The organism is Sandaracinobacter neustonicus (assembly GCF_006385875.1).
Lineage (GTDB): Bacteria > Pseudomonadota > Alphaproteobacteria > Sphingomonadales > Sphingomonadaceae > Sandaracinobacteroides > Sandaracinobacteroides neustonicus.
In genome coordinates, this window is the sequence record NZ_VFSU01000030.1 from 66014 (window position 1) to 89603 (window position 23590).

A 23590-nucleotide genomic window follows, 5' to 3' on the forward strand; every position below is an offset into this window, starting at 1 on the left:
CCCGCATACCGATAATCGCCTGCCAGTTAGGAAGCCTTCGTACCGGCCCGGAAGCGGCCCAATCGAAGGACGAAGGCGATGGCCCAGACCGAAGAATTTAAGGCTGCTGTCGAGCGTGTGAGTCGGACCTCCGACAAGATCGTGCTCGACATAAAGGGCGTGGTCGAGCTGACCACCTACTCCCAATCCGTGATCTATGACCTCGTGAAGCGGGGCGAGTTCCCGAAGCAAAAGCGCATCGGCCCGAACAGGGTGGTGTGGCTGCGTTCCGAGGTGGTCGATTGGCTCGAGGCGAAGCTGGCGCAGGCCGAGGCCGCATAACCAACAACACCGCCAGTCCCGGAAGGAAAGCGGGCCGCCCGGCCTGAGGAAGCAAACCGGACGGCCCTATCCACCGATTGGATTGGAAAGGGAGACTTTCCGTGAATGAGTATAGCGATGCCGGCTCCGGGGGCGAAGGCTCGAGCGTTGAGCCTAGGCCCTTCGACGAGACCCTGCGCTTCCTTCGCGCGATGCGCCACGATGGGCGCTGCGTGGTCTCCGCCATTGCCCCGGACGGCGGGGGAATAGAGACGCGGACCTTCGAGCTCGACCCGCCGGAGCGGCTCCGCGCGTGGCTCGAGCGCTGGAACGGCAAGCGGAACCTATACTGGACCCCCAACACCGTGAAGGCGACGGCGGACCCGAACAACAAGCCCAGCGAGGCGGACATTGAGCAGCTCGATATGCTGCACGTCGATATCGACCCGGAGCCGGAGGCCGATTGGTCCGAGGAGCGCCAGCGCATCCTCCGAAGCCTCGAGGCCTTCGTTCCCCCGCCGTCCGCTATCGTGGACAGTGGGAACGGGTATCAAGGCTTCTGGCTCCTCGTCCCGGAGGACCGATTGTATGTCGGAGACGGTCCCGACGCGGTGGCGTCCGCGAAGCTCTATAATGTCGGACTCCGCGACAAGCTCGGAGGCGACAACTGCCAGTCGCTCGACCACCTTATGCGCCTGCCAGGCACCCTGAATCTACCGAACGATAAGAAGCGCAAGGCGGGCCGCATCGAACGCAGCTCCTCGGTCGAGCGGGGGCCGGACCAATGATGTACCGGCTTGCGGAATTTGAGGTTGCGAAGCCGGAGCCGAGCGCGGTCTCCGATGCTCCGGGCCGCATCGCCCTCGAGCGCGGTGATGTTGTCCGGCTGACCGAAACCGAAGAGCTCGACCAGTGGAATGTCCCCGGCTGGGCCAAGGCAGTTATCGCGCAGGGACACAATCCGCTCGAGCCCGATAAGTGGGGCGGCGATAGATCGCGCGCGGTCTATGCCGTAGCCTGTGAGCTAGTGGCCCGGGAGGTGCCGCCCGAGCTTGTCGTGGGTATCCTGACAGACCGGGACCTCGGCATCTCCGCGCACATTCTCGCACAGAAGCGGCCGGTCGAATATGCGTGGTACCAAGTGGAGCGAGCGACCGCAGCCGTGGCGCAACGCGGGGAAGCCTTCGCCACCAACGAGGACGGCAAGGTCTACCGCGACCACCAAGGCAACATTCGGCTGGCGCTGCGCAAGCTCGGGGTCGAGCTCCGCCACGACACTTTCGCGGACCGCTCAGTGATCGAGGGGCTCGACGGCCACGGCCCGCATCTCGACGATGCGGCGCTGACCCGGCTGTGGCTCGAGATAGACGAGCGCTTCCGCTTCCGGCCGCAAATCGAGTTCTTTACGAAGGTGATAATGGACACGGCGCGCAATGCGCCCTTCCATCCGGTGTGCGACTACCTCGACGGCTTGCAATGGGACGGCGTGCCCCGGCTAGACCGATGGCTGGTGACTTACGGCGGGGCCGAGGACAACGAATATACCCGCGCTGTCGGAGCACTGCCGCTAATCGCCGCCGCGCGCCGCGTGAGGGAGCCGGGCGCCAAGTTCGACGAGATGCTAATTCTCGAGAGCGAGCAAGGCACGGACAAGTCCTCGGCCCTCCGGGTGCTTGCGGTCCGGGACGAGCGGTTCGCTGACGACCTTCCGCTTAATTCGGACGGCAAGAAGGTGATCGAACAGACCGCCGGCAAGTGGATAATCGAGGCTGGTGAATTGAAGGGAATGCGCAAGGGCGAGGTCGAACACCTGAAGTCCTTCCTCTCCCGGCAGGACGATACGGCCCGGCTGTCCTATGCCCGGCTCCCGGTGATCGTGCCTCGCCAGTTCGTGGTGATTGGTACGACCAACAGCGAGCGCTATCTGCGCGACCTTACCGGCAACCGGCGCTTCTGGCCGGTGCGGGTGGGGCGCTTCGACCTCGAGGCCCTCCGGCGCGACCGGGACCAGATATGGGCGGAGGCGGCCGCGCGTGAGACGGAGGGGGCCAGCATCCGGCTGGATCCATCGCTGTACGCGGCCGCCGGGGTCGAACAGGAAGCGCGGAAGATGGATGACCCATTCGTTGACTCGCTCGCGGCTGCACTCGGAGATCGGACCGGGAAGATACGCGCGGCCGATGTTTGGAAGCTGCTGGGCATCCCCGCAGGGCAGCAAACGCAGGAACAGAACGGCCGACTTGGCGACGCAATGCGCGAAATCGGCTGGGAGCGGGCCCGGCGACGTTTCGGCGGGAAGGGTCTCGAGTACTGTTATACCCGGGGAAACCGTACGCAGACGGAGCGCCGGATAGAGGTCGCCCTCGGCACGGCAGGCTGGTTCGTCGATGACGCGGCCAGCGACCGCGAGGGTGAGGGCGATGAGTTGCCCTACTAGTCCGTTCCCCCAACCGTTCCGGCCCTTGTGGCGAAGAGGGGGAACGGCATTTGGCCAGCTTTCCTTGGCGTTTGCGTGGGGGCGTTCCCCCCGTTCTGGCCGTTCCCCACACCGCCCTATAACCCCCTACGGAGGCCCAAGGCGGAGCCCTCTCTCGCTCTCCTCTCTGTACCTTTTATCGAAGAGAGGGAGAACGGGGGGAACGGCACTCGAAACCGGCGGAAAAGCTGGCGCGAAGGCGTTCCCCCCGGGGAGTACGGGGTGGGGGAACGGGGAGGGTACGCCTCCTCTGTTCGACCTGTTTGGGCTCCCGCCATCCGCCGTTTGCTGCGTTTGTCCCCGCGCGCGCGGGCGCGAGATCGCCCGGCCGCCGGGCGGACCCCGCCCTCTATCGGGGCCAGCTCGATTGCCAGCGCGCCACGTTTCCTGTGCCTGTCCGGCAACCAGCCCCTGCCGGGGGTACGCCGGGGGTAGCGGCCGCCTATTTCTTGTCGCGGTCCGGCTTGGGCTTCGGCGGGTCCGCTGGCTTCTCCCGGTCCCGGGGCGGCTGCGGCTTGACCCCGGGAGAGCGGGGTCCTTCCTGCGGCGTGAATGTTCTCTTCTCGTAATCGTCGGCCATAAGCATCCTTCGTCCGTTGTCCCGGGGCACCGCAAGGGAAGCTCGAGCGCCCGGCCGAACAGTGCCATCGCCACTGTCTCTGCGCAATGGTTCGCCGTTCGTTCCGTTGGCCTCGCCAGCTATCGTTCCGCAATGAAGCTGACCGACCGCCGCAAGAAAGCCTTTCTGGACGAGCTCCGCCTGCACGGCATCCTCGTCCGCGCCGCGCGCGCCGCCAGCCCGCGCGCATCTTCCCGGTACGGGGCTGTCCAGACATTCAAGGACGAGCGCGACCGCGACCCCGAATTTGCCGCGCAGTGGCAGGAAGCAATCGAAGCGGCCGAGGCGAGCATCGAGGCCGAGATTTACCGCCGCGCGCAAATCGGTTGGGAGGAGCCCATCTTCGGCGGCCGCCACCGTGAAAAGATCGTCGGCACCGTCCGCAAGTATTCGGACCGCCTGCTCGAGCTTCGTGCGCGGGCGATGCTGCCCGCCTATCGGGAGACGCACGGCATAGCGGTGAACAAGCAGGTGACGCATACCGTCGATGCTGGTCTCTTGGGCGATGCTGTCGCGAAGGTCGCCTTGCAGATGGTCGACAATCTCCGCCCGCAGCTCCCGGCTCCGGCACGGATAATCGACAATGAGTAGGGACAGCGCCCTCGACCTCCTCGCCTTCGCCGTGGGTTATCGCTTGATGACCCCGGCCGAGCGCCGCGCCCTGCGCATCTCGGTCCTGTACGAGATGGGCGAGGCTGCGCCTGCGACCCCCGAATTGGCCGTCCTTTGGCATGAGGACCGGCTGATTCGGGGCGAGCGGGAGCCCACCACAACTTATGACCGCTGGACGCTGATGCGCGCCCGGGACGAAGCCGCGCGGCCTGCCTTCGACGAACAATTCTGGCGACAGCGCCGGTCCGACCTCGAGGCCGCAGGCTTCGACCCGAAGGAGGCGCGCGACGTGGTCGCCTCGCTGCGCACTTCCTTGGGCAACACCACCACCACCGGAAGAGAAGGAGACGACAATGGGAATTTGGAACAAGCAGCGGCCTGACGGCGCGCAGCCGGACCGCCTGCGCGAGATCGCCGCAGAGAAGGTCGAGGCGGCCGCCCGCTTCTCCGCCGCCATCGCGGCCGCTGGGGAGGCGATGAACGCCCTCTTCGATGCGGACCGGGCATTCCTCGCTGAGTATCGCCAGCGCCACGGCTCCGAAGCGCACTCCGCCTCCCGCCTGACGCACCAGTTCCGGGGTACTCTGTTGGGCGAGCTCGAACTTTCCGCGCCGGACCTCCTCCGCCACCTGAACCAGCCTCGCCAGTCGCGCGCGAAGGCCCAGACGGTGGCCGCCCTGATAGCCCGGCAGGTCGAGAATGACCTGTCCTCTCTCCCCGCTGAAAAGGAACCCGCACAATGACCCTGCCCAAGAAGATGGTCGTGACCGACCTGACCGTGAACGAAATTTCGAGCGTGGACGTGCCCGCCGTGAAGGGCGCAACCGCCGTGCTGTTGAAGAGCGGCTCGGTCGCCATCCGCAAGAACGCGGCCGAGATCGCCGCTGGACAGGCGGAGCCGCTGTATAAGGCCGCTGACTATGCCGACGCCATTATGGTGCGAGCCGGGGAGATCGCGCAACAGACCGGAACCACGGTGAGCAAGGCGCTCCTCGACCACTCCGGCACTGACCCGGTGATTATCGAGCTGGCGAAGGGCGAACGCGCGGCCGAGATGGCAGCGATGCGCTCGAGGCAATCCGCTGTCTTCGAGAAGAGCGCCCAATGGACCTGACCGAAGAGGGCCTATTGGGCTACTACCTGGCCAGCTTTGATGATCGGACCCGGGCGGCGCATTACGCCACGCTGGCCTTCGCCGCCGCGACCGAGCCGACGCGCTGGCCGACAATCCCGATGGTGCGCCGTTTCGCCCGCCTCTTCGGGGTGTCGATGTCCGAGCTCGGGGCTTGGTTTGGGCTGATGTGTCGCATCGACCGGGGCAAGGAGCTCTGGGTGGACGTGCTGCGCAATGCGCCGGGGACGGACGACGCGAAGCGGTTGATGACGAGGAAGCAATCGCGCGCCTTCGGCACAATGCTGGCGATGCTCGAGGTTGCGTGACTGATGGGGTGGCCGAGCTATATCCCGTCCCCCAATCGCCGCCGCGACGTGCACGGGGAGCCGCTCGAGACCGAGACCCGGCCCTGCCTCCGTTGCCGCAAGCCCTTCGAGAGCGAGGGGAAGCACAATCGGCTGTGCGGTCCTTGCGGCAAGCTCGATGTGAGCCCCTACGCGGTCTAGAAGAAGGCCTTGACCAGTGCTGTCCCTACCGTCGCAGCCAAGACCGGAGGAACGGCGTTGCCGACCTGAGTGAACTGGCGAGCCGTTGGGCCAACAAACACGTAATCGTCGGGGAAGGTCTGTAGGCGAGCGCACTCCCGGACTGATAAGGTGCGAGGAATTTCGTGGTGGAGGTGAGACCTTCCGCCACCGTTGGTGCCCCCGGCGATGACGGTCTTAGACGGGCGTGTCGGATCGAGCCTATCGACCCGGCCAAGCTGGTCCCGCTGTCCGTAGCCGAGTACCATATATCTCTGGAGAGACCCCGCCTTGTGTTTCCGGGTTTCGTGGTTCGGCACGTTGTGGCCGGGCAAAACATCGAGGACGCTTCCGCACCCGACGTGCTCTTGGGCTTCGGGGATTACGAACTTGCCGCCAGTACGAGACCCGACAACGAACATCCGTTGCCGATATTGCGGCACTCCGTAGTCCGCTGCCTCGAAGACAGACGGTTCGGCTACCTCGTAACCAGCATCCTCGAGTTGCTTGATTGCCACCGACAATTGTTCCCCGCCGTCGATATCCCTAAGTCCCGGGACGTTTTCGATGAGGAATGCGGCTGGCCTAAACTCCTTGATGAGCGCCACGAAGTCGAAGAGGAGGTTGCCGTTCTTCGCGTGATCGAAGCCCACCCGCTTGAAGTTATCTCCCCATTTCGCGAACCTCTGATTGGCAGCAATCGAGAACGGTTGGCACGGCGGGCCGCCGACAAACAATCCTTCGAACGGCTTCTGAATGAGCGGCTCGAGCGTCGCGATTACGTCCTCGACCTTCGAAACGTCTCCGTCGTGGAACGGCGGCCCGAAGACATTCCACTGCGGCCGGTTCTTGCGCAACGTCCGGCAAAATATCTCGTTGTGCTCGAAGGCGGCCACGTTCTCGAAGCCCAGCGCCTCGAGGCCCAAATCCATGCCGCCACAACCCGTGAAGAAGCTGACGACGGGGATGCCCTTGCCGACCTTCTCGAATGACCGGAGATCGACAGGAGCACCGCCACTCCAGGTACGGGTGCGACTGTCCGAATAAGTGAGATCGTCAAGGCTGAGACCTTCGGCCTCGAGTAGATCGTAAAGATCGACCTCCTCCTTGAGGGCTCTGGCAATGAGGCGCTCCTGTTCTGCGTATGACAGAGCGACGAGCTCCTTAGCGAATTTTCTAGCCAGCATAGCTACCCCACATATTTCCCTTTTGCCTCCTCGTAGACCGCCCGGGCTTCTGCCGCGTCGGAGAAGTCCTTCTTGCCTTGGGCTTTGAGCCATCGCCCGTAATATCGGTGAACAGCTCTGTGACACGTCGGGCAGTTGGCCACGAGGTCGTCTAGAGCGGTCCCCTCTTTAGTCGTACGCGTTCCGGAACAAAGTGGCAACACGTGATGTATATCTAGCACACGTTCTACCCACGGATATTCGTCCGAGGTGTCTTTTTCGCAGAAATCGCACACAGCGGAGGGATAGGCTTCGAAGAAGGCATCGCGCAGCTTTGAGTTGCGTTCGATTTTGAGGTGCGTCCTCTCGACCCGGTTGCCTTCCGCGAAGCCGGCCTCGACCGCATCGCTGACGACGGTGTTGCTATAATCGAGGTGTAGATCGGCGGTTGCCGACGGGAACAGGGCCGCTAGCCGGGCAATCTCTTTGTTACCATCCGGGTCCCTCGGCCCTCCGACCGGATCGAGTTGGTCGAAAACCTCGTGCGCGTCGCTCTTCTCGAGGGAGACGGTGAGCGTGTTCGCCGTCGAGCTTAGATAGGATATTTGCGCGAGCACCCGGCGCAGGCTCTCGATAGCTTGCCGCTTGTTCGTAATGACGGGGTAAGTCTTGTCGATGATGCCGAGAAATGCAGTTTGGTCCTCGCCCCCGACGAAGCCAGACCCGGCATACGCGTCGATGATTTTGCCGAAGGCCGTTGCTTGTTCGCCTACGGCGGCTCGGGCCAAAACGTACTTGAGGCTGAACAAGAGGGGATAGCGCATCTCGGCCGTTGCGTCCCATCCCTGTAAGGCAGGAGAGGGGTCGGTCGTGGCCTCGGCAAGAAAGTGGAAGTATTCGTCGCTTGTGACTTTGCCGTCGTCGGCAAGCAGCTTTGCCAAGGCGGTAGGGCGACCTATCCCGCCGTCGTCGAACGCCAGCAGGCTGAGCTTAAAGACGCGCTGATAATTTCGCCAAGGCCGCTCGTAGCCGGGGGTGTTTGGCGAAAACGGGAGACCAACGGCTGCCACGAGATCGGCGTTTAGTGCCGCCTTGATGTCGGCAGACGTAGCGAACTTGGCAATCTTGCGAAGCGCATCGAACTGAAAATAGTCGAGCCTACCTTGATCCCAATGCCACATGAAAACTCCGCCAAATGCCGAGTTGTATTGCTAGCTCGTGGAGATCGGATTTGCCAGTCGAGAACGCGGACATTCCCCGCCCAACTTGTGGATTGGATGTGGCGAAGGGGAGGGCGGGAAGTTTTTTCCGAAACTACCCCTATCGTACCCCGGAAGGAATTGAAGGGGATTTTAGGGGCCATCTTGCCAGCTAAGTATCTGAAAAGATGGTGGGCGCGGCAAGGATTGAACTTGCGACCCCACCCGGGTGAAGGGCGGAGCCCTTCGCGCCGCAGGCCTCCCACGCCACAACGAACGCCGCGCACACGAAAAGGGCGGCGCGGGTCTCCCCGCGCCGCCCTGTCCGTGAATGGGGCCGTGGCTCAGGCCGCGATGGCTTCGGCTTCGGGTTCCGGCAGGCGGATCATGTAATCGAAGGCGGAGAGCGCCGCTTTCGAGCCTTCGCCCATGGCGATGATGATCTGCTTGTAGGGAACCGTGGTGCAGTCCCCGGCGGCGAACACGCCGGGCAGGCTGGTTTCGCCGCGCGCGTTGGTGACGATCTCGCCATATTTGGAGAGTTCCAGCGTGCCCTTCAGCCATTCGGTGTTGGGCACCAGACCGATCTGCACGAACACGCCTTCCAGATCGACGGCGTGCAGGCTGTCGTCGGTGCGGCTCTTGTAAACGAGGCCGTTCACCTTTTCGCCGTCGCCCTTGATCTCGGTGGTTTGCGCCGAGGTGAGGATGGTGACGTTGGGCAGGCTGCGCAGCTTGGCTTGCAGCACGGCGTCGGCGCGGAGCTGGGCGTCGAACTCCACCAGCGTGACATGGGCGACGAGGCCGGCGAGGTCGATTGCCGCTTCCACGCCGGAGTTGCCGCCCCCCACCACGGCGACGCGCTTGCCCTTGAACAGCGGCCCGTCGCAGTGCGGGCAGAAGGCCACGCCCTTCGTCAGATACTGCTCCTCGCCGGGCACGCCCAGCTTGCGCCAGCGCGCGCCGGTGGAGAGGATCACGGTGCGGCTGTGCAGCGAGGCGCCATTTTCCAGCTTCACCTCGATCAGCCCGCCGGGGGTGGCCGCCGGGATCAGCGCCGTCGCCTTTTGCAGCGACATGATATCCACGCCGTTCGACTTAACATGCGCTTCAAGGCTGGCGGCCAGCTTGGGGCCTTCGGTGTATTCGACGGAGATGAAATTCTCGATCCCGAGCGTGTCATGCAGCTGCCCGCCGAAGCGTTCGGCGGCCACGCCGGTGCGGATGCCCTTGCGCGCGGAGTAGATGGCCGCCGCAGACCCGGCCGGGCCGCCGCCCACGACCAGCACGTCGAACGCGGATTTCTGCGCGATCTTGGCGGCAGCGCGGGCAGAGGCGTTGCTGTCCAGCTTCGCCACGATCTGCGCCAAGTCCATCCGCCCGTTGGCGAAGGGTTCGCCGTTCAGGAACACGGTGGGCACAGCCATGATCTTGCGCTCGTCCACTTCCGTCTGGAACAGCGCGCCGTCGATGGCGGTGTGGCGGATGCGCGGGTTCAGCACGCTGGCAAGGTTCAGCGCCTGCACCACATCCGGGCAGTTCTGGCATGACAGCGAGAAATAGGTTTCGAATGTGAAGTCGCCGTCCAGCTCCTTCACCTGATCCAGCAGATCCTGCGCTTCACGGCTGGGGTGGCCGCCGACTTGCAGCAGGGCGAGCACGAGGCTGGTGAATTCATGCCCCATCGGGATGCCCGCGAAGCGCACGGCGATGTCCGTTCCGGTGCGGCGGATTTCGAAGCTGGGCTTGCGCGCATCGTCATCGGTGCGGGCATAGGAAACCTTGTCGGAGAGCGTCGCGATGTCCTGCAACAGGCCTTCCAGCTCAACCGATTTCGGCGACGTGTCGAGCGAGGCGCGCAGCTGAATCGGGTGCACGACCTTTTCAAGATAGGCCTTCAGTTGGGCCTTCAGATTTTGATCGAGCATGGCGGCTACTCCTTATGCAAACTGGGGGTGCATGCCGCCCCGCGGGGGCGAGGCGGCATGTCTTGAACGGGCTTAGATCTTGCCGACGAGGTCGAGCGAGGGCGCCAGCGTCTTTTCGCCTTCTTCCCACTTGGCCGGGCAGACTTCGCCGGGGTGCGAGCGGACATAGGCGGCCGCCTTCACCTTGCGCAGCAGTTCGGCAGCGTTGCGGCCGACGCCTTCGGACGTGATTTCCACATATTGGATCACACCGTCCGGATCGACGAGGAAGGTGCCGCGATCGGCAAGGCCGACGCCTTCGCGCATCACGCCGAAATTGTTGGTGATCTGGCCGGACGGATCGCCCAGCATGAAGTAGTTGATCTTGCCGATGGCGGGCGAGCTGTCATGCCAGGCCTTGTGGCTGAAGTGCGTGTCGGTGGAGACCGAGTAGATTTCCACGCCAAGCTTCTGGAATTCGCCATAGAGGTTGGCCATGTCTTCCAGTTCCGTCGGGCAGACGAAGGTGAAATCGGCCGGATAGAAGAAGAAGATCGCCCACTTGCCGGCGACATCGGCTTCCGTCACCTGAACAAATTTTCCGCCCTTGTAAGCCTGCGACGTGAACGGCTTCAGCGTGCTTCCGATGATGGGCATTCGAATCTCCTCTTGGGTTGATTGGTTCGGACAGGGGAGGAGATATGGGCGCGTTCGCGATTGCACAAATTGATATTGTGCAAGGCGGCAATCGATAAAAACGATCAGCGGGCGGGGGTTGGATCGATCCAGTCGGCAAGATTCGTCACGCGGATGCCCGTGTTGCGGTGCTGCACCAGCGTGGCGAGCCGCTCGTCGGCCGTGACAAGCTCGGCGTCATGTGCAGCCGCACAGGCAAGGAACAGGCAATCATAGACCGGATGTTCCAGCGCTACGGCGAGACTGAGTGCAGTCTGGAGGTAGGGTTGTGATGGCTGGAGCAGGACGGTTTCCGGCAGGATCGCCAAGGCCTGTTCAGCCTGATCTGCGCCGATGTCCCGGCGCAACTGGCGCTTCCACAAGACATTTGCGAACTCGATGGCGAGCAGATCCGGCGCCATCAGACCATGCGCAAGCAATGCAAGCGCCTGTTCAGTGCCCGCCTCCCGCGTTGTGGAGGCTTCGGAGATGACCCATTTAACCGCGACGCTGGTGTCCACCACGAGCATCAGCGATCACGATCCTCTCGCAGCAGATCAATGGTCGAGCCTGCGGGAACGTCTCCCCCCAGCGAGCGGATGGCGGCGAGACGGGCTGCCAGCGCATCGCGGCGCCGAAGGCTGACAGGGCGCGCGGCTTCAAGCGCGAGGCGAAGCTCCGCCTCGAGCGAGCGGTGATTGGCTGCCGCGGCCTGCCGATAATCCTCGACAAGTTCGGGATCGAGATTTCGGATCAGAAGCTGGCCCATGCCGCGATGATAGCATTTTGCTATCATCGCGGCAACGGTTGCCTTACGCCTTCTTCAGGTGCCGCCGGCCCAGCAGTTCGGCGATCTGCACGGCGTTCAGCGCCGCGCCCTTGCGGAGATTGTCTGACACGCACCAGAGCGTCAGGCCGTTTTCCACCGTCGGGTCCTTGCGCACCCGGCTGATGTACGTGGCGCTGTCGCCCACACATTCGATGGGCGTCACATATCCGCCGTCCTCGCGCTTATCCACCAGCATGATGCCCGGTGCCTCACGCAGGATGGATTGCGCCTTCGCCGCCGAAATCGGCCGCTCGAACTCGATGGAAATCGCTTCGGAATGGCCCACGAACACCGGCACCCGCACGCAGGTGGCGGAAACCTTGATGTCGGGGGAGAGAATCTTGTTCGTCTCCTGCGCCATCTTCAGCTCTTCCTTGGTGTAGCCGTCATAGCCGGTGTCCGCGCCCACGAAGACGTCGATGTGCGGGATCACGTTGAAGGCGATCTGCTTGGTGAATTTCTCCACCGTCTTGTCTTCGCCCACGAACACGGAACGGGTCTGGCTGAACAGCTCGTCCATCCCCGCCTTCCCCGCGCCGGAGACGGACTGGTAGGTGGATACCACAACCCGCGTGATGCCAGCCGCATCGTGCAGCGGCTTCAGCGCCACCACCATCTGCGCGGTGGAGCAATTGGGGTTGGCGATGATGTTGCGCTTCTTATAGCCGTCGATGGCGTCCGGGTTCACTTCCGGCACGATCAGCGGCACGTCCGGCTCCATGCGGTAGAGCGACGAATTGTCGATCACCACGCAACCGGCGGCGGCGGCCTTAGGCGCGTAGATTTTCGTCGGGCCGGAGCCGGCAGCGAACAGGGCGATATCCCAGCCGGTGAAATCGAAATGCTCGATGGATTGCACTTTCAGCGTGCGGTCGGTGTCGCCGAATTCAATGATGTCGCCCTGGCTGCGCGGGGAGGCGACAGCGGCGATCTCGGCGATGGGGAATTCCCGTTCCGCCAGAATGTTCAGCATTTCGCGGCCCACATTGCCCGTGGCCCCGACGACGACAACCTTGTATCCCACAGTCATTCTCCGAATTCATGCTGCTGCCACATGACTGCGCCAATAGGCAGCGCGGCGGATTGCCTTGGCGCGGCCCGCCCGTCAATGTCGCAATTTCCGTGTGCGCAGGAGAATCTATGCGTTGGCTTGTTATGCTGGGTCTGGCTGCGCTGGCGCTGTTGATCCTGTTTTTCCCGCTTTCGGCCGCCACCTCCTACCTTGCGCCGGGGCTGGAGGCAGACAGCGTCTCCGGCTCCATCTGGAACGGTCGGCTGCGCAACGCCCACTATGCGGGCCTCCCGCTGGGGGATGTGGACGTGGGGCTTGATCCTGCCCGGCTGCTGAAGGGGGAGGCCAGCCTGCGCTTCCAGCGGCTGGGGCCGCGCCTGCAAGGCCGGGCCGGGGGCAGTCGCCAGCTGCGTCAGCTCGAAGAGTTGAGCGGTGAGCTTCCGCTGCAGGTGCTGCCCGCGCCTGCGCCGGCGCTGACGATCCGCTTCGAGGATGTGCATGTGGCGATGACACCGCGTGGCGCCTGCCGGTCTGCGGGCGGGCATGTCTCCACCAGCCTCACCGGAATTCCCTTCCTTGGCGAAACGCCGCCGCTCAGCGGCGCGCCCGCCTGCGATGGAGACCGGCTGTTCGCGCCGCTCAGGCTGGCGGGGGATCGCGCCGGGATGGACCTGTGGCTGGCAGCCGACGGCAGCTGGGAGGGCCGGTTGCGGCTGCGGCCGGACAATCGGCTGGTGCTGGCGGGGCTGTCGGCAGCTGGCTTCACCATCGAATCCGGCGACGCGACCCTTACCGCGAAGGGGCGGCTGCAACAGGGTGACGTGCAGTTGTCGCCGGAAGTTGAAACCATCGCCGATCCCGCTTGACGGCATCCTTTGACTGGTTCTGAATCTGAAGGGGGCCTGATGCCCCTTGCCGGGAGAACGACATGGCGAGCTCGATAGTCTATTCAAACCTGCTGGAACTGTTGGAAGATCGCTGGTGGCTGATCGCCCTGCGCGGCTTTGCCGGTGTTCTGTTCGGGATTCTCTGCTTTGTCAGTCCGCAGATCGCGGGCTTCTCGCTGCTGTTCGTCTATGCGCTCTGGTCCATCGTCGATGGCGGCTTCGGGCTGGCGGCGGCCTTTGGGCAGGCGCGGCGTGGCGAGCGCTGGGTGTGGCTGCTGGTGGAAGCCGTGATCAACATCGCCATCGGCGTGATGATGTTCGCGGTGCCGGGCTTCGCGGTGGCCTTTATCTTTATCCTGATTGCCATCCGCTCGCTGGTCTCGGGCCTGTTCCTGCTGTTCGCGGCGTTCCGGCTGGATGAGGCGCACGGGCGCGGCTTGCTGCTGCTGGCGGCGCTGGTAAATCTGGGCTTTGCCGCCGTGTTGTTCTTTGCGCCGATGACGGGCCTGAAGATCGTGATCTGGTGGATCGGTGTCTGGGCCTTCGCCTTCGGCCTGCTGCTGATGGTGCTTGGCTTCAAGATCCGGTCGGCGGCGAAGCGGCTTCGTCGCTGAGCACCGGAACCTCGGTGGTGGGATGGGCGGGATAGACGACCAGCTGCTTGATCAGCGTCTGCGCGACGACGGTCAGCGGCACGGCAAGGATCACGCCCATCGGCCCCAGGATCACGCCCGCCGCGATCAATGAGAAGATCGTCAGCGCGGGCGGCAGTTCCGCCATGCTGGACTGGATCAGCGGGGTGACGATGTTGCCCTGCACCTGCTGCACCACCACGATGGCGACAATGGCCCACACGCCCGTTTCCGGGCTGATGGAAAAGCCGATCAGGATGGTGGGGATGGCGACAACGATGGTCCCCAGATAGGGCACGAACTCGCACAGCCCCGCCACCAGCCCGATGGCGGGCGCGGCAGGGATACCCACCAGAGACAGCGCGATTCCGGTGAACGCGCCGACGAAGATCATGCTGACCCCCTGCGCCTTCAGCCAGTTGGAGATGGCGTCTGCCACCGCGCGCACCACCTCCACCGTCTTGTGGCGGGCATGCGGCGGCACCAGATGCAGCACGCCCCGGCCATACAGCCGTGGTTGTGCGGCCAGATAGATGCCCGCCACGATCACCACCACAAGGCTGGTGACAACGGTGCCAAGGCTGGAAAACACCGTCTGCGCGATGGCGACGATGCGGCTGCCTTCCGGCACGAAACTGCCCGCGCTCGCCATCACTTCGCGGCCGATGGAGCTGGTCTGCATCCAGATTTGCAAATCGGCCCAGGCTTCAGGAAGCTGGGCGAACAGGATGGCGAACTGATCCGCCATCATGTTGCCGAACATGGCAAAGGCGAACAGAAGGAACAGCGTGGGCAGGATGATCGCCAGCGCCAGCGCCGGTGGGAAGGGCAGGCGCAGCTTGCGCTGCAGGAAGCCCGCGAACTTGTAGAAGATGAACGCCACCAGCGCAGAGGCCAGCAGCAGCAGGATCAGGTCCGTCAGCCGCCACATCAGCACGGCGAAGCCGATTCCCGCCGCCACCACCAACGTGCGGCGAAAGATGGTCAGATCCGTCACGGGTGCCCCTTGTTCTGCCATTTTTCAACTCCTTACCACGCCCCCATAGCCGCGTTAACGCGCTTGACCAACCGCCCGCGTGCGGCTTCTGTCGCCCGGTGCAACCGCCCGCGCCCCATGCCCCCCGAACCCGCCCCGAATGGATCGGCCAGTCGCTGCGCTTCGGGCTGGTCGCGCCGCTGGTGTTCGGGGTGGATTGGGGCGTGCTCACCTTGTTGGCAAAGGCAGGGGTGCCGCCGCTGGCGGGGCGGCTGCTGTCGCTGTCCGCCTCGGTCTGCGTGGGATTCCTCGCCAACCGCTTCTTCACCTTCCGCGCCGCCGGACGGCCGAACTGGCCGGAATTTCGCCGTTATGTGCTGGCCGCCGCGCTGGGCATGGCGGTGAACTATGGCATGTTCGCGCTGATCCACCGCGCGGGCGCGCCCAACGCCGCCGCCATCGCCGGCGGTATGGGGGCCGCAGCGGTCGTGACTTTCACGCGGTTCCGGGCGATCTTTGCGCGGTAAGCGGGGGTTTTTTTTGCGCGCCGCGCGGGCAGGGAAATGATTTCCCTGCACCCTCTAAGTTGGCGTTGTGTGTTCCGCTGATGTCGCGCGCGTGGTTTGAATTGATTGCCTGCGGCGCTGGGGCAGCCTAGCGTCGCAGGCAATCAATTCACCCGTCAGCGCAACCTGACCGGCTGGCCTGCTATAATGTGGGTGCAGGGAAATCATTTCCCTGCTGGGGGAGTTTGAGGGGGCAAAGCCCCCTCAACCGCAACGCCTCTCGCTCAACCCCGGTCGCGCTGCCCCAGCAGCCGCAGGCGCAGCGCGTTCAGCTTGATGAAGCCCTTGGCGTCGCGCTGGTCATAGGCACCGGCGTCGTCCTCGAACGTCACGATCTTCGGGCTGTAGAGGCTGTAGGGCGATTTGCGGCCCACGACATTCACGCTGCCCTTGTACAGCTTCAGCCGCACCGTGCCCGTCACCTTCGCCTGCGTATAATCGATGGCGGCTTGCAGCATCTCGCGCTCGGGCGCGAACCAGAAGCCGTTGTAGATCATTTCCGCATAGCGGACGGCGAGTTCGTCTTTCAGATGTGCAGCACCCCGATCCAGCGTGATGGATTCGATGCCGCGATGCGCCGCGTGCCAGATGGTGCCGCCCGGCGTTTCATACATGCCGCGCGACTTCATGCCGACGAAGCGGTTTTCCACCAGATCGAGCCGCCCGATGCCGTGCAGCTTGCCCAGATCGTTCAGCTTCTTCAGCAGCGTCGCGGGGGACAGCCCTTCGCCGTTCACCGCGACCGGGTCGCCCCGCTCGAAATCGATGGTGATATATTCGGGCACGTCCGGCGCGGTTTCCGGGTTGTCGGTGCGGGAATAGACATAGTCCGGCACTTCTTCCCACGGATCTTCCAGCACCTTGCCCTCGCTGGAGGTGTGCAGCAGGTTCGCATCGGTGCTGAACGGGCTTTCGCCGCGCTTGTCACGCGGGATCGGAATCTGGTGCGCCTCGGCAAAGGCGATCAGCGCCTCGCGGCTGGTCAGATCCCATTCGCGCCAGGGGGCGATGATGCGGATATCGGGCGCCAGCGCATAATAGCCCAGCTCGAAGCGCACCTGATCATTGCCCTTGCCGGTGGCACCGTGGCTGACCGCATCCGCGCCGACCTGCTTCGCGATCTCGATCTGCCGCTTGGCGATCAGCGGCCGGGCAATGGAGGTGCCCAGCAGATATTGCCCTTCATACAGCGCGTTGGAGCGCATCATCGGCGCGACGAAATCCTTCACGAATTCCTCGCGCAGATCGTCGATGAAAATCTGCTTCACGCCCATCAGCTCGGCCTTGTGGCGCGCCGGTTCCAGCTCCTCGCCCTGCCCCAGATCGGCGGTGAAGGTGACGACTTCGCAATTGTAGGTGGATTGCAGCCACTTCAGGATCACGCTGGTATCAAGGCCGCCCGAATAGGCCAGCACAACCTTCTTCACCGAATCGCTCATCTTTTCGCCCGTGCTTGTGTGTGGAGGGAACGCGGCTGCGCATAGGGGCCGCGCGCTGGGCGCGCAATCTATGCTTGCCACATGGGGGCTATCCGCCGCACGCTGCCGCCCGTGCTGACCGGGGGGACGAGCATGAGCACTCTTACAAAATCCATCCTGATTTCCATCGGGCTGACGGTGGCGCTGAACGCGATCCTGTGGATGAGCGGCTGTTCCGTTATCACGCTGAAGATATAGTCGCAGCTGCGGCAGGCGGTGCCGCGCCTGCCTTGTGGCGGCCACAAAGCGCGCCTATCACCCAAGGCTGCCGATGCACGCCCCCAACCCCAATCCGAAGCGAAAGCCTGCGAAAAAGCGGCGGTCCGCCTTTTCCCGCTTCCTCACCGGCCTGATCGGCTGGGGGGCGGCGCTCGCGCTGCTGGCGGCGCTGGGGCTGGCGCTGGCGGTGGCGCTGACGATGTCGTCTCTGCCTTCGTATCAGGAACTGATGAAAAGCCCGCAGGGGCAATCGGTGGTGATCCGCGCGGCAGACGGCACCGAACTGGTCACGGTGGGGCCAAGCTATGGCCGCTGGCTGACTTACAGGGAAATCCCGACGGACATGGTGGAAGCCATGAAGGCCGTGGAGGATCGCCGGTTCGATTGGCACCCCGGCGTCGATCCCATCGGCATGATGCGCGCCTTCGTGGTGAATCTGAAGGCGGGCAACACCCGGCAGGGCGCCTCCACCATCACCCAGCAGCTGGCGCGCAACCTGTTCCTCACGCGCGATCAAACGTTCATCCGCAAGATTCGCGAGCAGGTCGTCGCGCTGGCGATGGAGCGCAAGTTCAGCAAGCAGCAGATCATGGAGCTGTATCTGAACCGCGTCTATTTCGGCGGCGGGGCCTATGGCATCGATGCGGCGAGCCGCAAATTCTATGGCCACCCGGCGACAGAGTTGGATCTGGCGCAATCGGCGATCATCGCCGGGCTGGTGAAGGCCCCCAGCCGCTATGCCCCCACCGCAGACCCGGAACGCGCGCGCGGCCGGGCGAAGATCGTGATCGCCACCATGGTCGATTCCGGCGCGATCGGCCCGGCGGAGGCGCAGGCCGCCAATGTCGATCTCGTCCGCTTCGTGGTGGATAAGGATCAGGGCGACGTCCGTTATTTCACCGATTGGGTGCTGACCCAGCTGGAAACGCTGACAGACGAGGCGGTGGAGCCGCTGGACGTGACGACCAGCCTGAACCCGCGGCATCAGGCGGCGGCAGAGGCTGCCGCCGCCGCGCAGCAGATCGAAGGCACGCAGCTGGGCATCATCGCCATGCGCAGCGATGGCGCGGTGACGGCGATGGTGGGCGGCCGCGATTACGCCAAGAGCATCTACAACCGCGCCGTCACCGCGCGGCGGCAGCCCGGCTCCAGTTGGAAGCTGTTCGATTATCTGGTGGCGCTGGAAGAAGGCATGAAGCCCGACAGCGGCGTGGTGGATCAGCCCGTTCGCATCAACGGCTGGAGCCCGCGCAACTCCAACGGCCGCTATCTGGGGGCGATGACGCTGAAGCAGGCGTTCGCGCTTTCCGTGAACACGGTGGCGGTGCAACTGGGCCAGCGCTTCGGCTTCGACAGCGTGGCGGCGATGGCCCGGCGCTTCGGCATCACCACGCCGATTTCCACCCAGCCCGCGATGGCGCTCGGCTCGTCCGAAGTGACGCTGCTGCAGATGACGTCTGCCTATGCCTCCATCGCGGGCGGCGGGGTGGAGGCGCGGCCATGGGCGATCCAGTCCGTCACCACCGCCTCCGGCCATACGCTGTACAACCGCGAGCCGGACAATCCCCGCATCCTCGTCGCCCCCTTCGTGGCGCAATATATGACGGAGATGATGCGCGCCGCCGTGGAAACCGGCACCGGCCGCGCCGCGCAGATCGGCCGCCCGCTGGCCGGGAAAACCGGAACCACCAGCTCCAACAAAGACGGCTGGTTCATCGGCTTCACCCCCGAACTGGTGGCCGGCGTGTGGATGGGCCGCGACGACGCGAAAACCGTGCGCGGCCTCGCCGGCGGGCAGGCCCCGGCGCGCGTGTTCGCCGCCTTCATGAGCCGGGCGCTGACGGGCGTCGCCCCCACGCCGCTGAACGATCAGGTGGAACTGCCCGAATATGCCAGCGAGCCAGACGCCGAAGCCTATGGGCTGGCCCCGGGCAGCGAATTCGGCTCGGAAACCGCCCACCCCGATCCGGGCCGACTCGACCCAAGCCTCGTGCCCGATTCCGCCCCGCCGCCGGTGAAGGAAGATCCGCAAGTGCTGACCGACGGCTGGATCGAAGACGCGACATCGGGCGCGCCGAAGCAGTAGCGGAGGCCTCCAGCGGCTCGGGCTCTGCCCGAGGCCCGGCAGGGGCGTGACGCCCCTGCACCCCCGGACTTTTAGCCCCTCCCCTGCAGGGGAGGGGTTGGGGTGGGGGCTAACCGCTTGGCGCGAGGTTGGGGCTTATGGCCTGCGGCGCTTTGGGGAATGTCCCACCCCACCTCTCCCCACCTCACCCCGGACTTGATCCGGGATGACGTGGGGAGGCGGGTGAGTTTGTTCAGGGGCCTTCGACAAGCTCAGGCTGAACGGGTGGGGATGTTGGTGGATCAGGCCAACCGCTGACACCCCCTCTCCAACTCTCCCCCTTGCAGGGGGAGAGAGCCGCGTAGCGCCGCAGGCAATCAAAGCTGATCACGCGAACGGCACTGGAGCTTCGGCGCAACGCCAATTTTGAGGGTGCAGGGAAATCATTTCCCTGCCCGCCGGAGGCAGAAGATGGCGGGGAAGGGGAGGCCGATTCCAAGCGCAAAGCCCCTGCCCGCGCGGCGCGCAAAAACCCCCGCTTCCCCCCAAACTTGCCGTTTGGCATTTGCCCCGCCGCCGCTCTACTGTGGTGGAAACCATTCAAAGGGGATTGCATTCGATGACACGTCTGGCCTTCGTTGCCCTTCTGCTCGCGTCTGCGCCGGTTGCGGCTCAGGTGACGGTGATTCAGGCGGACAGGGTGCTGGCGGAGCCGGGGAAGGCGCCGTTGGGGCCGACGTCCATCGTGATTGAGAAGGGGCGGATCACCGCCCTGCTGCCCGGTCGGCAGGCACCGGCGGGGGCGACGGTGATCGATCTGGGGGCGAAGTTCGTGCTGCCGGGCCTGATCGACAGCCATGTGCATCTGGACAGCGATGCCGGTGGAGAGGCGGCGCTGGTGGAGGGGATGACCTCGTCTGCTGGTCTGTCTGCGCTGAGGGCGCAGTGGAACGGGTTGAAGACGCTGAACGCGGGTTTCACCACCGTGCGCAATCTGGGCGACGGTTCGGGTGCGACGCTGGCGTTGCGCGATGCGATTGCCAATGGCTGGACGCAGGGGCCGCGCATCATCGACGCGGGGCGGTCCATTTCCGTCACGTCGGGCCATATGGACGCCACCAATTCGCTGGCGGAGGATCTGCACGGCGCGATCAATCAGGAAAATCTGTGCGACGGGGTGGATGCCTGCCGCCATGCTGTGCGCATGCAGGTGCGGCGCGGGGTGGATGTGATCAAGATCGCCACCACGGGCGGGGTGAACAGCCGCATCGGCGCGGGGCTGGGGCAGCAGATGTTTGCCGATGAAGCGAAGGCGGTGGTGGAAACCGCGCATCTGCACGGCAAGAAGGTGGCGGTGCACGCGCATGGCACCGGCGGCATCAACGTGGCGCTGGCGGCGGGCGCGGACAGCATCGAGCATGGCACCATGCCGGATGCGGACACGCTGAAGCTGTTCAAATCCTCGGGCGCTTATTACGTCCCGACGCTCTCCACCATCAACGGCTACAAGGAGCGGCTGGCGGCGAACCCGAACGCCTATCCGCCCGAAGTGCTGGAAAAGGTGAAATGGCGGCTGGAGATCACCGGCAAGGCGCTGGAAAAGGCGGTTCCGGCTGGCGTGAAGATCGCCTTCGGCACCGACGCCGGGGTGTCCAAGCACGGTCGCAACGCCGACGAGTTCGAGTTGATGGTGGAGCATGGCATGACCCCCACGACGGCGATCGTGGCAGCCACCACCAACGCAGCGGACCTGCTGGGCGTGAAGGACATCGGCGCGCTCAGGCCCGGCTATCAGGCCGATCTGATCGCGGTGGCGGGCGATCCGCTGGCGGATGTGAAGGTGCTGAAGGCGGTGGATTTCGTGATGAAGGGCGGCACGGTGGTGAAGGCGGAATAGGGGCGGTTGCTTTCAGGCAAAATGCGCATATTATATGCGCATGAATCTCGCCCTTGCCCGCAAGCCGACCAATCTGTCCCTGCCTGCCGAGCTGGTCGCGGAAGCGCGGGCGCTGGAAGTGAATATCTCCCGCGCCTGCGAGGAAGGGCTGGAACGACAGGTGGCCGCGGCCCGCCGTGCCCGCTGGCTGGCGGAGAATCGCGCGGCGCTGGACAGTTCCAACGACTGGGCTGACGCCAACGGTCTTCCGCTCGCCGCGCAACGCCTGTTCTGATTTGCCCCGTTTCGACGTTCATCGCCGCGCCATGGGCAGCGGCCTGCTGCTGGATTGTCAGGCGGACCTGCTGGCGCATCTGAACAGCCGCTTCGTGGTGCCGTTGCTGCCGCAAGCCGACGCGCCGAAACCCGCCAAGCGGTTGAACCCGCTGTTCGAGATCGACGGTCAGCCGTTCGTCATGGTCACGCAATTCGCCGCCGCCGTGCATGTGCGCGAACTTGGGCCTGTGGTTACGTCGCTGGCGACGGACGACACCGCGATCATCAATGCGCTGGACATGCTACTGACGGGCATCTGAATTCCCTTCACCCCACTTTCCCTTCGCGCTTGCAGCAACAATCGGCTACGGGCGCGGCCATCATGTTGAACATCTCCGGCATCACCGTGCGGCTTGGCGGCCGCACCATCATCGACAAGGCGACCGCCGCCCTTCCCGGCCGCAGCCGCATCGGCCTGATCGGCCGCAACGGCGCGGGCAAATCCACGCTGATGAAGGTGATGATGGGCCATATCGATCCGGACGAAGGCCGGCTGGAAATGCCCAGGGGCCTGCGCATCGGCTATATCGCGCAGGAAGCGCCCGATGGGGCCACTACCCCCGTCGAACTGGTGCTGGCCGCCGACACCGAACGCGCCGCGCTGCTGCTGGAATCCGAAACCTGCGAGGATATGGACCGCTTCGGCGAAATCCACGAGCGGCTGATGGCGATCGACGCCTATGCCGCGCCCAGCCGCGCCGCCCGCATCCTCGTCGGCCTCGGCTTCGATGAGGAGATGCAGAACCGCCCGCTCTCCAGCTACTCCGGCGGCTGGAAGATGCGCGCCGCGCTCGCCGCGCTGCTGTTCTCCGAACCCGATCTGCTGCTGCTGGACGAACCTTCGAACCACCTCGATCTCGAAGCGACGATGTGGCTGGAGAATTTCCTGAAAAACTATCCCGCGATGATGGTGGTGATCAGCCACGAGCGCGACCTGCTGAACAATGTGGTGGACAATATCCTCCACATCGAAGGCGGCAAGGCGACGCTCTACGCCGGCGGCTATGACAGTTTCGAACGCCAGCGGGCCGAACGCCTCGCCCAGCAGGCCGCCGCCAAGGCCTCGCAGGATGCGCAGCGCGCCAAGCTGCAGGATTATATCGCCCGCAACTCCGCCCGCGCCTCCACCGCGAAGCAGGCGCAGTCGCGCCAGAAGGCGCTGGCAAAAATGCAGCCCATCGCCGCCGTCACGGAAGATCCGACGCTCAGCTTCGATTTCCCCAGCCCCGATGAAATGAAGCCGCCGCTGATCACCATGGACATGGCGGCCGTGGGCTATGAGGCCGACAAGCCCATCCTGACCAAGCTGAACGTCCGCGTGGACCCGGATGACAGGCTCGCCCTGCTGGGCCGCAACGGCAACGGCAAAACGACGCTCGCCCGCCTGCTCGCCGCGCAACTGCCGCCGATGCAGGGCGAACTGCACGCGCCCGGCAAGCTGAAGGTGGGTTACTTCACCCAGTATCAAGTGGAGGAACTGGACGGCGCAGACAGCCCGCTGGAGCATATGACCCGTGCCATGCAGGGCATGTCCCCCGGCGCCGTGCGCGCGCAACTGGGCCGCTTCGGCTTCTCCGGCCCGCGCGCCACGCAGAAAGTCGGTGAACTGTCGGGCGGCGAGCGCGCCCGCCTCGCGCTGGCGCTGATCACGCGGGACGCACCGCACCTGCTCATCCTCGACGAACCCACCAACCACCTGGACGTCGACACCCGCGAAGCCCTTGTGCAGGCGCTGAACGGCTATGGCGGGGCCGTCGTGCTTGTCTCCCACGATCGCCACATGCTGGAACTGGCGGCCGACCGGTTGGTGCTGGTCGATTCCGGCACCGCCACCGAGTTTTCAGGTTCGCTGGACGACTACACCGACTTCATCCTCGGCCGGAAACCGAAGGGCGCAGACAAGCCGAAACAGCCGAACGCCCCGCCGCCGAAGCCAGCGAAGAAGCAGAAGGGGGTTCGCTGGTAGGGTAGCGCGTTGGCGGGGCGTTTTTTTGCCTCCGGCGGGCAGGGAAATGATTTCCCTGCACCCTCAACATTGGGGTTGCGGCCAAACTGTAACGCCGTGCGTGTGATCAAATTTCGTTGCCTGCGGCGCTACGAAGCGCTCTCCCCCTGCAAGGGG

The 23590-nt window shown here is 64.6% G+C and carries 26 protein-coding genes and 1 tRNA gene; 16 read left to right on the forward strand and 11 right to left on the reverse strand.

Translation table 11 applies throughout. The features are described 5' to 3' along the window. Positions 1-78: 78 nt before the first annotated feature. The 3 genes from FJQ54_RS13350 to FJQ54_RS13360 all read left to right on the forward strand — a co-directional run bounded on the left by FJQ54_RS13350 (position 79) and on the right by FJQ54_RS13360 (position 2737). Complete coding sequence (locus tag FJQ54_RS13350; RefSeq protein ID WP_140928914.1) at positions 79-321, forward strand: helix-turn-helix transcriptional regulator; 243 nt, start codon at positions 79-81, stop codon at positions 319-321. 101 nt (positions 322-422) lie between these two features. Further along, positions 423-1088 (forward strand): hypothetical protein, encoded by a 666-nt coding sequence (locus FJQ54_RS13355; RefSeq protein ID WP_140928915.1) that lies wholly within the window; start codon positions 423-425, stop codon positions 1086-1088. Then, positions 1085-2737 (forward strand): virulence-associated E family protein, encoded by a 1653-nt coding sequence (locus FJQ54_RS13360; RefSeq protein WP_140928916.1) that lies wholly within the window; start codon positions 1085-1087, stop codon positions 2735-2737. Before FJQ54_RS13355 ends, FJQ54_RS13360 begins: the two co-directional genes overlap by 4 nt. Before the next feature lie 481 nt (positions 2738-3218). Here the strand turns inward: FJQ54_RS13360 and FJQ54_RS17630 are convergent, their stop codons facing one another. Further along, complete coding sequence (locus FJQ54_RS17630; protein WP_207790431.1) at positions 3219-3356, reverse strand: hypothetical protein; 138 nt, start codon at positions 3354-3356, stop codon at positions 3219-3221. A gap of 132 nt (positions 3357-3488) precedes the next feature. Here FJQ54_RS17630 and FJQ54_RS13365 point away from each other — a divergent pair, with 132 nt between their 5' ends. The 5 genes from FJQ54_RS13365 to FJQ54_RS13385 are packed head-to-tail and all read left to right on the forward strand — an operon-like array spanning position 3489 to position 5447. Next, positions 3489-3986, forward strand: coding sequence for a hypothetical protein (locus FJQ54_RS13365; protein ID WP_140928917.1), 498 nt, complete (start codon positions 3489-3491; stop codon positions 3984-3986). Then, the gene (locus FJQ54_RS13370) at positions 3979-4389 is read left to right on the forward strand and encodes a hypothetical protein (protein ID WP_140928918.1); all 411 of its coding nucleotides are present in this window, start codon (positions 3979-3981) and stop codon (positions 4387-4389) included. The genes FJQ54_RS13365 and FJQ54_RS13370 overlap by 8 nt, the downstream gene beginning before the upstream one ends. Then, positions 4361-4750, forward strand: coding sequence for a hypothetical protein (locus FJQ54_RS13375; protein ID WP_140928919.1), 390 nt, complete (start codon positions 4361-4363; stop codon positions 4748-4750). The genes FJQ54_RS13370 and FJQ54_RS13375 overlap by 29 nt, the downstream gene beginning before the upstream one ends. After that, positions 4747-5121, forward strand: a complete 375-nt coding sequence (locus tag FJQ54_RS13380) for a hypothetical protein (RefSeq protein ID WP_140928920.1) — start codon at positions 4747-4749, stop codon at positions 5119-5121. The genes FJQ54_RS13375 and FJQ54_RS13380 overlap by 4 nt, the downstream gene beginning before the upstream one ends. Then, positions 5112-5447 (forward strand): hypothetical protein, encoded by a 336-nt coding sequence (locus FJQ54_RS13385; protein WP_140928921.1) that lies wholly within the window; start codon positions 5112-5114, stop codon positions 5445-5447. The genes FJQ54_RS13380 and FJQ54_RS13385 overlap by 10 nt, the downstream gene beginning before the upstream one ends. A 176-nt stretch (positions 5448-5623) precedes the next feature. On the opposite strand, the gene FJQ54_RS13390 is transcribed toward FJQ54_RS13385, so the two are convergent. The 8 genes from FJQ54_RS13390 to FJQ54_RS13420 form a co-directional block, all read right to left on the reverse strand. Beyond that, a complete protein-coding gene (locus FJQ54_RS13390) occupies positions 5624-6832 on the reverse strand; it encodes a DNA cytosine methyltransferase (protein WP_140928922.1) in 1209 nt (402 codons plus the stop codon). 2 nt (positions 6833-6834) lie between these two features. Beyond that, positions 6835-7992: an HNH endonuclease gene (locus FJQ54_RS13395; protein WP_140928923.1), complete on the reverse strand. Its 1158-nt coding sequence runs from the start codon at positions 7990-7992 to the stop codon at positions 6835-6837. Between the two features lie 207 nt (positions 7993-8199). Beyond that, positions 8200-8274, reverse strand: a tRNA-Val gene (locus FJQ54_RS17550). 80 nt (positions 8275-8354) lie between these two features. Next, a complete protein-coding gene (gene ahpF, locus FJQ54_RS13400; protein WP_140928924.1) occupies positions 8355-9938 on the reverse strand; it encodes an alkyl hydroperoxide reductase subunit F in 1584 nt (527 codons plus the stop codon). A gap of 72 nt (positions 9939-10010) precedes the next feature. Continuing rightward, positions 10011-10574: an alkyl hydroperoxide reductase subunit C gene (gene ahpC, locus FJQ54_RS13405; RefSeq protein ID WP_140928925.1), complete on the reverse strand. Its 564-nt coding sequence runs from the start codon at positions 10572-10574 to the stop codon at positions 10011-10013. Between the two features lie 104 nt (positions 10575-10678). Continuing rightward, positions 10679-11122: a type II toxin-antitoxin system VapC family toxin gene (locus FJQ54_RS13410; RefSeq protein WP_140928926.1), complete on the reverse strand. Its 444-nt coding sequence runs from the start codon at positions 11120-11122 to the stop codon at positions 10679-10681. Continuing rightward, positions 11122-11361 carry a FitA-like ribbon-helix-helix domain-containing protein gene (locus FJQ54_RS13415; RefSeq protein ID WP_140928927.1) on the reverse strand — a complete coding sequence of 80 codons (240 nt, stop codon included), beginning with the start codon at positions 11359-11361 and terminating at the stop codon, positions 11122-11124. The genes FJQ54_RS13410 and FJQ54_RS13415 overlap by 1 nt, the downstream gene beginning before the upstream one ends. Before the next feature lie 43 nt (positions 11362-11404). Continuing rightward, positions 11405-12445, reverse strand: coding sequence for an aspartate-semialdehyde dehydrogenase (locus tag FJQ54_RS13420; RefSeq protein WP_140929033.1), 1041 nt, complete (start codon positions 12443-12445; stop codon positions 11405-11407). A gap of 116 nt (positions 12446-12561) precedes the next feature. Between FJQ54_RS13420 and gspN the strand changes: the two genes are divergently transcribed. Both gspN and FJQ54_RS13430 read left to right on the forward strand, forming a co-directional pair. After that, positions 12562-13299, forward strand: coding sequence for a type II secretion system protein N (gene gspN / locus FJQ54_RS13425; protein ID WP_181160165.1), 738 nt, complete (start codon positions 12562-12564; stop codon positions 13297-13299). Between the two features lie 62 nt (positions 13300-13361). Further along, entirely contained in the window at positions 13362-13934 is a 573-nt protein-coding gene (locus FJQ54_RS13430) for an HdeD family acid-resistance protein (RefSeq protein ID WP_140928929.1), read from the forward strand. Here FJQ54_RS13430 and FJQ54_RS13435 read toward each other — a convergent pair. Beyond that, the gene (locus FJQ54_RS13435; protein WP_140928930.1) at positions 13897-14970 is read right to left on the reverse strand and encodes an AI-2E family transporter; all 1074 of its coding nucleotides are present in this window, start codon (positions 14968-14970) and stop codon (positions 13897-13899) included. The genes FJQ54_RS13430 and FJQ54_RS13435 overlap by 38 nt on opposite strands. A 77-nt stretch (positions 14971-15047) precedes the next feature. Between FJQ54_RS13435 and FJQ54_RS13440 the strand changes: the two genes are divergently transcribed. After that, a complete protein-coding gene (locus FJQ54_RS13440; protein ID WP_181160166.1) occupies positions 15048-15455 on the forward strand; it encodes a GtrA family protein in 408 nt (135 codons plus the stop codon). 263 nt (positions 15456-15718) lie between these two features. Here FJQ54_RS13440 and FJQ54_RS13445 read toward each other — a convergent pair whose 3' ends face one another. Beyond that, positions 15719-16933: an argininosuccinate synthase gene (locus FJQ54_RS13445; protein WP_140928932.1), complete on the reverse strand. Its 1215-nt coding sequence runs from the start codon at positions 16931-16933 to the stop codon at positions 15719-15721. Between the two features lie 271 nt (positions 16934-17204). Between FJQ54_RS13445 and FJQ54_RS13450 the strand changes: the two genes are divergently transcribed. The 5 genes from FJQ54_RS13450 (at position 17205) to FJQ54_RS13470 (ending at position 23434) form a co-directional block, all read left to right on the forward strand. Beyond that, positions 17205-19277 carry a transglycosylase domain-containing protein gene (locus tag FJQ54_RS13450; protein WP_235890459.1) on the forward strand — a complete coding sequence of 691 codons (2073 nt, stop codon included), beginning with the start codon at positions 17205-17207 and terminating at the stop codon, positions 19275-19277. A 598-nt stretch (positions 19278-19875) separates the two neighbouring features. Continuing rightward, positions 19876-21153 (forward strand): metal-dependent hydrolase family protein, encoded by a 1278-nt coding sequence (locus FJQ54_RS13455; protein WP_140928933.1) that lies wholly within the window; start codon positions 19876-19878, stop codon positions 21151-21153. Positions 21154-21193: 40 nt separating this feature from the next. After that, the gene (locus tag FJQ54_RS13460; RefSeq protein ID WP_140928934.1) at positions 21194-21427 is read left to right on the forward strand and encodes a type II toxin-antitoxin system CcdA family antitoxin; all 234 of its coding nucleotides are present in this window, start codon (positions 21194-21196) and stop codon (positions 21425-21427) included. Position 21428: 1 nt separating this feature from the next. Then, positions 21429-21728 carry a CcdB family protein gene (locus tag FJQ54_RS13465; protein ID WP_140928935.1) on the forward strand — a complete coding sequence of 100 codons (300 nt, stop codon included), beginning with the start codon at positions 21429-21431 and terminating at the stop codon, positions 21726-21728. A gap of 62 nt (positions 21729-21790) precedes the next feature. Next, positions 21791-23434 (forward strand): ABC-F family ATP-binding cassette domain-containing protein, encoded by a 1644-nt coding sequence (locus tag FJQ54_RS13470; protein ID WP_235890461.1) that lies wholly within the window; start codon positions 21791-21793, stop codon positions 23432-23434. Positions 23435-23590 lie beyond the last annotated feature (156 nt).